This window comes from Limosilactobacillus avium (genome assembly GCF_947381485.1).
GTDB classification, from domain to species: Bacteria; Bacillota; Bacilli; order Lactobacillales; family Lactobacillaceae; genus Limosilactobacillus; species Limosilactobacillus avium.
In genome coordinates this window covers 1-7,352 of sequence record NZ_CANCWN010000052.1, presented here as the reverse complement: position 1 = coordinate 7,352, position 7,352 = coordinate 1, and the positions used below count along the sequence as shown (strand labels likewise).

At 50.1% G+C, this 7,352-nt stretch carries 6 protein-coding genes; 1 reads left to right on the top strand and 5 read right to left on the bottom strand.

Annotation, left to right across the window (positions count from 1 at the left end; genetic code table 11):
- Nucleotides 1-130: 130 nt before the first annotated feature.
- From QOS01_RS09985 to QOS01_RS09975, 3 genes are read right to left on the bottom strand one after another with little or no spacing between them, the layout of a single operon-like run.
- A complete protein-coding gene (locus tag QOS01_RS09985) occupies nt 131-1,966 on the bottom strand; it encodes an ABC transporter ATP-binding protein (RefSeq protein ID WP_283622221.1) in 1,836 nt (611 codons plus the stop codon).
- Nucleotides 1,932-3,692 (bottom strand): ABC transporter ATP-binding protein, encoded by a 1,761-nt coding sequence (locus tag QOS01_RS09980; protein ID WP_283622220.1) that lies wholly within the window; start codon nt 3,690-3,692, stop codon nt 1,932-1,934. The genes QOS01_RS09985 and QOS01_RS09980 overlap by 35 nt, the downstream gene beginning before the upstream one ends.
- Complete coding sequence (locus QOS01_RS09975) at nt 3,685-4,161, bottom strand: MarR family winged helix-turn-helix transcriptional regulator (RefSeq protein ID WP_283622219.1); 477 nt, start codon at nt 4,159-4,161, stop codon at nt 3,685-3,687. Before QOS01_RS09975 ends, QOS01_RS09980 begins: the two co-directional genes overlap by 8 nt.
- A 210-nt stretch (nt 4,162-4,371) precedes the next feature.
- Between QOS01_RS09975 and QOS01_RS09970 the strand changes: the two genes are divergently transcribed.
- A complete protein-coding gene (locus QOS01_RS09970; protein WP_283622218.1) occupies nt 4,372-4,881 on the top strand; it encodes a hypothetical protein in 510 nt (169 codons plus the stop codon).
- Nucleotides 4,882-5,000: 119 nt separating this feature from the next.
- On the opposite strand, the gene QOS01_RS09965 is transcribed toward QOS01_RS09970, so the two are convergent.
- Both QOS01_RS09965 and QOS01_RS09960 read right to left on the bottom strand, forming a co-directional pair.
- A complete protein-coding gene (locus QOS01_RS09965) occupies nt 5,001-5,795 on the bottom strand; it encodes a zinc ribbon domain-containing protein (protein WP_283622217.1) in 795 nt (264 codons plus the stop codon).
- Nucleotides 5,796-5,868: 73 nt separating this feature from the next.
- On the bottom strand, nt 5,869-7,257 hold the full coding sequence (locus QOS01_RS09960) for an LPXTG cell wall anchor domain-containing protein (protein ID WP_283622216.1): 1,389 nt from the start codon (nt 7,255-7,257) through the stop codon (nt 5,869-5,871).
- Nucleotides 7,258-7,352 lie beyond the last annotated feature (95 nt).

Below are 7,352 nucleotides of genomic sequence, written 5' to 3'. Positions count from 1 at the left end.
ATTATCAAACACCTTTGGAAGTATTCATGAAGTATATTACAGATGACCAATTTCTAATTTAAATTGACATTCCGGGAAAATAAAACTGCTGTTGTAGAACCTTATTCTACCACAGCAGTTTCTTCGTTATTTAGATGTTATTGCCTAAAAATTGACTATTGTACAGGTCGGCATAGAAGCCATTCTTGGCCATCAGCTGGTCGTGGTTCCCGGTCTCAATGATGTGGCCGTGGTTAACCACGATGATCTGCTCGGCATTCCGGATGGTTGAGAGCCGGTGGGCCACCACAAAGCTCGTCCGGTTCTTCTGTAGGTCATTCATCGCCGACTGGATAAGGGCCTCCGTCCGGGTATCCACCGAACTAGTGGCCTCATCCAGGATCAGAATCTCCGGATTGGCGAGGAAGGCCCGGGCAATCGTCAATAACTGCCGCTGTCCTTGGGAGATGTTCGACGCCGACTCGTTCAGAACCGTTTGGTAACCATCGGGCAGCTCCCGGATGAAGCTGTCCGCATGGGCCATCCTGGCCGCCTGGTAGACCTCCTCTGCGGTAGCGTCTTCGCGGCCATACTTGATGTTATCATAGATGGTTCCCGTGAAGAGCCAGGTATCCTGGAGGACCATTCCGATATGGCTCCGTAAGTCGTCCCGGGTCATTGAACGGGTGTCGTGGCCATCAAGGTAGATATGGCCGCCCTTAATCTCGTAAAAACGTTCCAGGAGGTTGATGATGGTCGTCTTCCCGGCCCCCGTTGGCCCGACGATGGCGACCATGTGGTTTCGGGGCGCCTTGAGGTTGAAGTCCTCAATCAGTGGCTCATCCCCGTAGCTGAAGCGGACGTCCTTAAATTCAACCTTTGGTACCGGCTGCCTTGTCTGGGGCTGGTCTTGAACCAGGGTTTCATCCATTTCAGGAGCGTCCAGGACTTCAAAGATCCGCTCTGCCGAGGCCACCGTCTGCTGGATGGTGCTGCTGAGGTTAGCCACCTGGGTAATTGGCTGGGAGAACTGGTTGGTGTATTGCAGGAATGCCTGAACATTCCCCAAGGTAATCCGCCCGTTGATAACGGCAAAGGCCCCCGCCACGGCCACTAGGAGGTAGCCAAGGTTCCGGATAAAGTTCATCAACGGGAAAATTAGGACAGAGAAGAACTGGGCCTTCCAGGCAGCCCGGTAGTACTCATGGTTTTTCTTGGCAAACTGCTTTTCCTCGTCCGCTTCCTTGTTAAAGGTTCGGACGATGGTATGCCCGGCGTAGGTTTCTTCAACCTGACCGTTGATTCTCCCCAGGGCTGCCTGCTGCCGACTGAACAGCCGCTGGGCGGTGGGGGCAACGAAGGTCACGACCATCAGGCTCAGGGGAATCATTACGAAGGCCACCAGGGTTAGCTTCCAGCTAATGGTGAGCATCAAAACGAGGACCCCCACAAAGGTGATTGAGCTCGTGATAATTTGGATCAGACTTTGCTGGAGGGTTCCGGCAATGTTATCCATATCATTGACCATCCGGCTCATAATATCCCCATTACTGTGGGTATCGTAAAATTTAACCGGGACCCGACTCATCTTCTCCTTCAGGTCCTGGCGAAGGTTATAAACCACCTTCTGCGAGATCCGAGTCATGATAATCTGTTGAACAAAGGAAAAGAGTCCGGAGAAAACGTACAGGAGGACCACAATCACACCGATCTCGAAGATGCGGTGAAAGTCAATTGGCAGGCTGGTCAGGTGGTGACCCGCATGGATCTCCCGGTACCCCTTCATGACCCCGTCATAGATAATCGTGGTTGCCTCCCCCAAGATCTTCGGGGAAATAATGGAGAAGATCACCGAGGCAATTGCCAGGAGGATGGCAATAATTACCCCGTACTTCCATGGCCGCAGGTAGGCAACTAACCGTTTCGTCGTTGGCCAGAAATGTTTGGGTTTACTAATCTTTCTTGGTCCGCGATGCACGTTCTTCATCCCCCTTCTGAATTTGTGAGTCAACAATTTGCTGGTAGGTCTTGTTTTCAGCCTTGAGTTGGGCATGGGTACCCTGGCCAACGACCTCCCCTTCATCGAGGACAATAATCAGGTCCGCATCGGCCACCGTGGAAACCCGTTGGGCAACAATGACCGTAACCGTCCGCTGAATCTGGGGATCCTTCCGCAGGGCGAGCCGAAGTTCGGCATCGGTTTTGAAGTCCAGTGCGGAGAAGGAATCATCAAAGATGTAGACAGAAGCCGGCTTGATGATTGTCCGGGCAATTGCTAGCCGCTGCCGCTGACCACCAGAGAAGTTGGTCCCGTTTTGTTCAACTGGGGCGTCCAGTCCCCCGGCTTCCTTGACGAAGTCGGCCGCCTGGGCAATTTCCAGGGCGTGCCACATCTCGTCGTCCGTGGCATTTTCGTTACCGAACTGCAGGTTCGACCGAATCGTTCCCGTAAAGAGGACCGCCTTCTGCTGGGTGATTGAAATCAACTGGTGAAGGTCGTGCTGACTAAGTTTCTTGATTGGCTGACCATTAATGGTGATCTGACCACTCTCAATGTCAAACAGGCGCGGAATTAGGTTCACCAGGGTTGATTTACCTGACCCGGTTCCCCCGATAATTGCCAGGGTTTGTCCGGCATGCACCTTGAAGTTGAGGTTGTGGAGGGCGAGCTTTTCGGCCCCCTGGTAGCGGAAGTTAACCTTATTAAAGTCCAGGGAAGCCGGGGTGTCGGGGTCCACCTTAACCTGGTCATCCTGCGGCGCGTCAGCAACCGAGATGGGCTTCTCCAAGACGGCGTTGACCCGGGCAGCAGATGCCGAGGCCCGCGGAACGAAGACGAAGATCATCGACAGCATCATAAAGCTGATCATGATTTGGGTGGCGTAGGTCATGAAGGCAATCAGGTTCCCCACCTGCATCGTCATGTTGGCAATCAGCTGACTACCAAGCAGGATGATGCCGACATTCGTCAGACTCAAGATTAACGTCATGACGGGAAAGAGGAAGGATACCAGGGTGAAGGCCTTAATACCGGTCTGGGTGTAGTCCCGGTTAGCCCGCTTAAACCGCTCCTGTTCGCGGTCTTCTTCACGAAAGGCCCGGATCACCCGGACACCGGTCAGGCCCTCACGGAAAATGAGGTTGATCCGATCGGTCTTCTTCTGGATGCTCTTAAACAGTGGGACGGCAAAGTACATAACAATAATTACCACCACCGCCAGGATTGGCAGGCTGATCAAGAAGACCCGGGTCAAGCGTGGTTCACGGATGTAAGCGAGAACACAGGCCGCCACCAGCATGATTGGTGACTGGAGCATCATTCGGAGGACCTGGACCATCACGTTTTGAATCTGGACAATGTCGTTGGTCGACCGGGTAATTAATGAAGAATCACCAAAGTCGTTAATCTCCTTACTGGAGAAGCGGAGGACCCGGTGGTAAACCTGCTGACGGAGCTTTTCACCAACCTGCATCGCCTGGGTCGAGGCAAAGTAAACATTCCCCCCTGCCGCGAGCAGGCCGATTGCGGCGACACCCAGCATGTAGGCACCATCATGCCAGATGGTTGACAGGTCTTTGAGCACAATTCCCTTATCTACCAGGTCGGAAGTAATCGTTGGCAGGTAAAGGTCACAGGCGACCTGAATGAACATGAAGAGCACCGCGAGCGTTGTCGCCCAACCGGTTAAGTTTTTGCGTGCAATTTTAATCACCCGTGTCGCACCCCTTTCTTCCCTTTGGTAACAGGTCACCATAGTTGTGGTTTAACTGTTCCTGCATTTTGGCAATTACCGTTAAAAAGGTTTGTTTTTCTTCTTCTGTTACATTTTGTAACATTTCCTTTTCAAACTGCCGGCGCTTCTCGGCAAGCTCGTGGTAGAGTTGTTCCCCCTTATCCGTCAGCTTGACCCGGACAATCCGCCGGTCTGTCCGGTCCCGCCAGCGGGTAATCATCTTGCTCCTGGCCAACCGTTCGAGGACCTCACTGACGGAGCCCGGTTTTATCTGGGCAAGGTTGGCAATCTCGCGCTGCGATAAGCCACTGTGGTGGGCAAGAAGGTGGATGATCCGGCCCTGGCCACGAAAGCTGGCTGGATTATCAGGCTGTTTCATTGCCACCAGGTGGATTTCCCCAATAAGGCAAAACAGCCGTTGAAAGAACTGGTCGTCACTCGTTGTCACTTGCTATATTCCCCTTTACGTTGATTGTTCGGTACATAATCGTTAGGTACCTGACGATTATGTAGTCTACACCTATTCAACTAAAATGCAAGAAAAATAATTTAAAATAACGAAACTATTACATAATTGTTTCAAAAGCATTACAATGTAGTTGTAAAGAAATTATTACCTAACATTTTTCAAATCAAAAGAGAGTAGGGGGTTGTAACAATGACGACAACAATGACAAAGAAAATCTTCGGTGGTGCCCTGGTAGCATTAATGACACTTGGTTTAGCGGGTTGTGCAGAAAGCACGACGCCAGCAACCAAGACGAACCATCCACAAACTGCTAAGGTTACGCAGGCACCAAGCGCCAAGAAGGCAAGTCATGAAACGAGTGCTAAAGCCAACACTGAAACGAAGCAGGCAGCTAGTCAAGCATCGAGTCAGGTTACGACCAGCCAAACAAGCGCTAGCTACACTGCTCAACAAAGCGTAACTCCTCGTCAGGCAGAACAAGTTACTAACCAATTCACCCAGACGAGTGGAATCAAACAACACGAAGGTCAGACCTACACGGTTACCCAACCAAACGCCAAGGAAGGTTACCAAATCGATGTCCGTGACAACAACGGCGACCCGAACGTATCCCATTTGGAAGGTATCTACAAGTTCAATCCACAAACCAACACCGTTCAACAGATGAACCCAATGACCGGTGAATTCGAAGACAAGTAATCGTTAAGTTAAAGTTCAGATTATAAAAGGCAACTCGTAATGAGCTGCCTTTTTGCTTGGGGCAAAAAGAGGACACCATTACGGTGCCCCCCTTTTTTTATCCCAAATTATATTATCAACTATTTAACCTTAGTGAGGACGATGTTGTTCTCCGTCCTATTCATCAGCTTACCGTTCATCTGAATAGTGTTGCCCTTCACCTTAGCAGCGTTACTGGAGATAAAGTCAACGTCGACGACCTCCTGCTCATCGCTAGCTGAGTTCAAGGCATCCCCCAGCATGTTGCCGGCCGCCTTGGCCAGTGGCCCCAGTAGGTCGTTGGTTAACACGCCACCAGCTGAACCGGCAACGATTTCGTCACCGCCGTTATCCGTGCTGTGCTCGTTGCTCCGGTCCGTTTCGACCATCTTAGTATCGACCTTGAGTGAGTCCTTTGTCGCCGAATAAGAGGCAGATTTGATCTGGTTGTTACCGGTCATGATGTTATACGCGGACTTAAACTTAGATGCACTTTCCGTGGCGTCGATGGCGCTCTTCTTATCACTGGTAATCACGACCTTATCGTCGTTGCCATCCTTACCGAAAACAATGTACGAGTCTTTGATTCGGTAGGCATGGCCGGGCACAACCTTAGCGACATTGTGCGCATTTTGATACCAAACAATCCCCAGGATAACAAGCATAACTGCGACAATGCCAACCAGTGCGGTTAGTTTCGGCCGTTTTTTCATTTTGTTTGCCCAGCGATTGTCACTTAGGTTTAGCTTCTTCAAATTATCAGTCGGCTTAGCTGCCACCTTCTGACGCGGATTGCTCTTCTTTTCGGTAGTTTCCTCAACCAACTTGTAACCACAGTGATCACAGAACTTGGCATCCGCTTTTAACTTACTCCCACAATTTGGACAATATTTCATTATCAATTACTCCCCCGTTAACAAGGAAAAAGCCCGCAAGCAGCGGGTTTTCTCCTAAAATAGTAACTTCTTATTAGTATTCGCGCTTTTTAGTTAGACCAAGGCCAAGAAGGCTGCTAAATGCCAAGCCAATTAGTGCAAGGCTAGAAGCCACATCACCAGTCTGCGGCAATTCATGACCGTTAGCAGTACCGTTACCTTCGCTGATACTCCCCTGAGCTGATGGTAAAACAACCGTGGCCTTGCCGGACAACTGAATATTGGTCCCCGTCGTCTGGTGGCTAATGGCATTTTGCATAGCAACGGCGTCTTCATGCTGGAGCTGGGCTAATTTGGCCTTGTTGGCCTGGATGTCAGCGAGTAATGGCGCAATTTGGGTTTGAACCTGGGCGTCGGAAACGCCGTACTTAGCTAAGATGGCTTGAATAGCGTCGTTAGTCTTGGTGTCGTTGGTCTTCTTAAGTTCGGCGAGCTTAGCGTCACGCTCTTGTTTAAGAGCGTCAATCTTTGCTTGATCAGCCTTGATTTGGTCATTGAGCTTATTTTGCAGCTGAGTCTTCAAGTCGGTTAAGTAGTTTGGATCGCCATCGGCCTTCTTGAATTCAAGGTCACGGGTGATCTTAGCGTCGTTAACGGCCTTGGTGTAAGCTTGGTTGATGCTGTTGATCTTATCGTCGTGAGTCTTCTTAAGGGCACTGAGAGCATCGTTGTAGGTCTTGTCGGCCTTCGTGTTGGCGTCATTCAATATCTGCTTAGCTTGGCTAACGGCTTGGTTGTAAATATCGTCAGCGTGCTTGATGGCTTGATCGTAAGCAGCTTGGGCTTGACTAGTCGCTTGTGTCTTATTAGTTTGGGCCTGGTTAACAGCTTGACTATAGTTGGTCTGGCCTTGGTTCTTAGCTTTCATCTGAACTGCTTGAGCTTGTTGCTGACCTTGAGTATAAACATTGTTAGCTTGTTTTGTCTGGATAGTTTGAGCACTCTTTGCCTTAGCAACAGCTTGATCATATGCAGCTTGAGCAGCGGACTTTACCTCGTTGGCGTGGGCCACAGCATTCTTCTGTGCTTGTTGAGCCGATGCCAGCTGAGATTGATTAGCTTGGCTAGTCTGTGCCTCAGCCTTTTGATTAGCTTGACTTTGAGCGGCAATTTTTTGGCTATATTCACTGTTTACCTGGTCTGCCTGAGACTGGTAGTTAGCCCGACCCTGTTGTTGGACCTGAGCAATTTCTGAAGCATGCTGTGCCTTAACGTCAGCAGCGTTTTGTCGGATAGTTGCGATTTGTCTTTGATCCTGGGCATTAGCAGACTGCAAAGCGGCTTCTTGACTAGCATTATTTTGTACAGCTGGCGTTTGTGCCGTATTGATCGTGTCCGCATGAACATTGACTTGATGAATTACTGTACCAGTGACGGTTGTAGCTAGGGCTGCACCGGCGACTAGGGCAACGTCTTTTTTCAATGAGCGGATTTTTTTATTTGGCAGATTGCAAGAAATAACTTGAACGAATTTAATGACGTAAATTAAGCAGGAAGATCTCGATTGGTGTGCGCCAG

Bases quoted from the DNA above. Each gene is read 5' to 3' on its own strand.
- QOS01_RS09965 (WP_283622217.1), bottom strand. From the start codon at position 5,795: ATGAAATATTGTCCAAATTGTGGGAGTAAGTTAAAAGCGGATGCCAAG.
- QOS01_RS09970 (WP_283622218.1), top strand. From the start codon at position 4,372: ATGACGACAACAATGACAAAGAAAATCTTCGGTGGTGCCCTGGTAGCA.
- QOS01_RS09985 (WP_283622221.1), bottom strand. From the start codon at position 1,966: ATGAAGAACGTGCATCGCGGACCAAGAAAGATTAGTAAACCCAAACAT.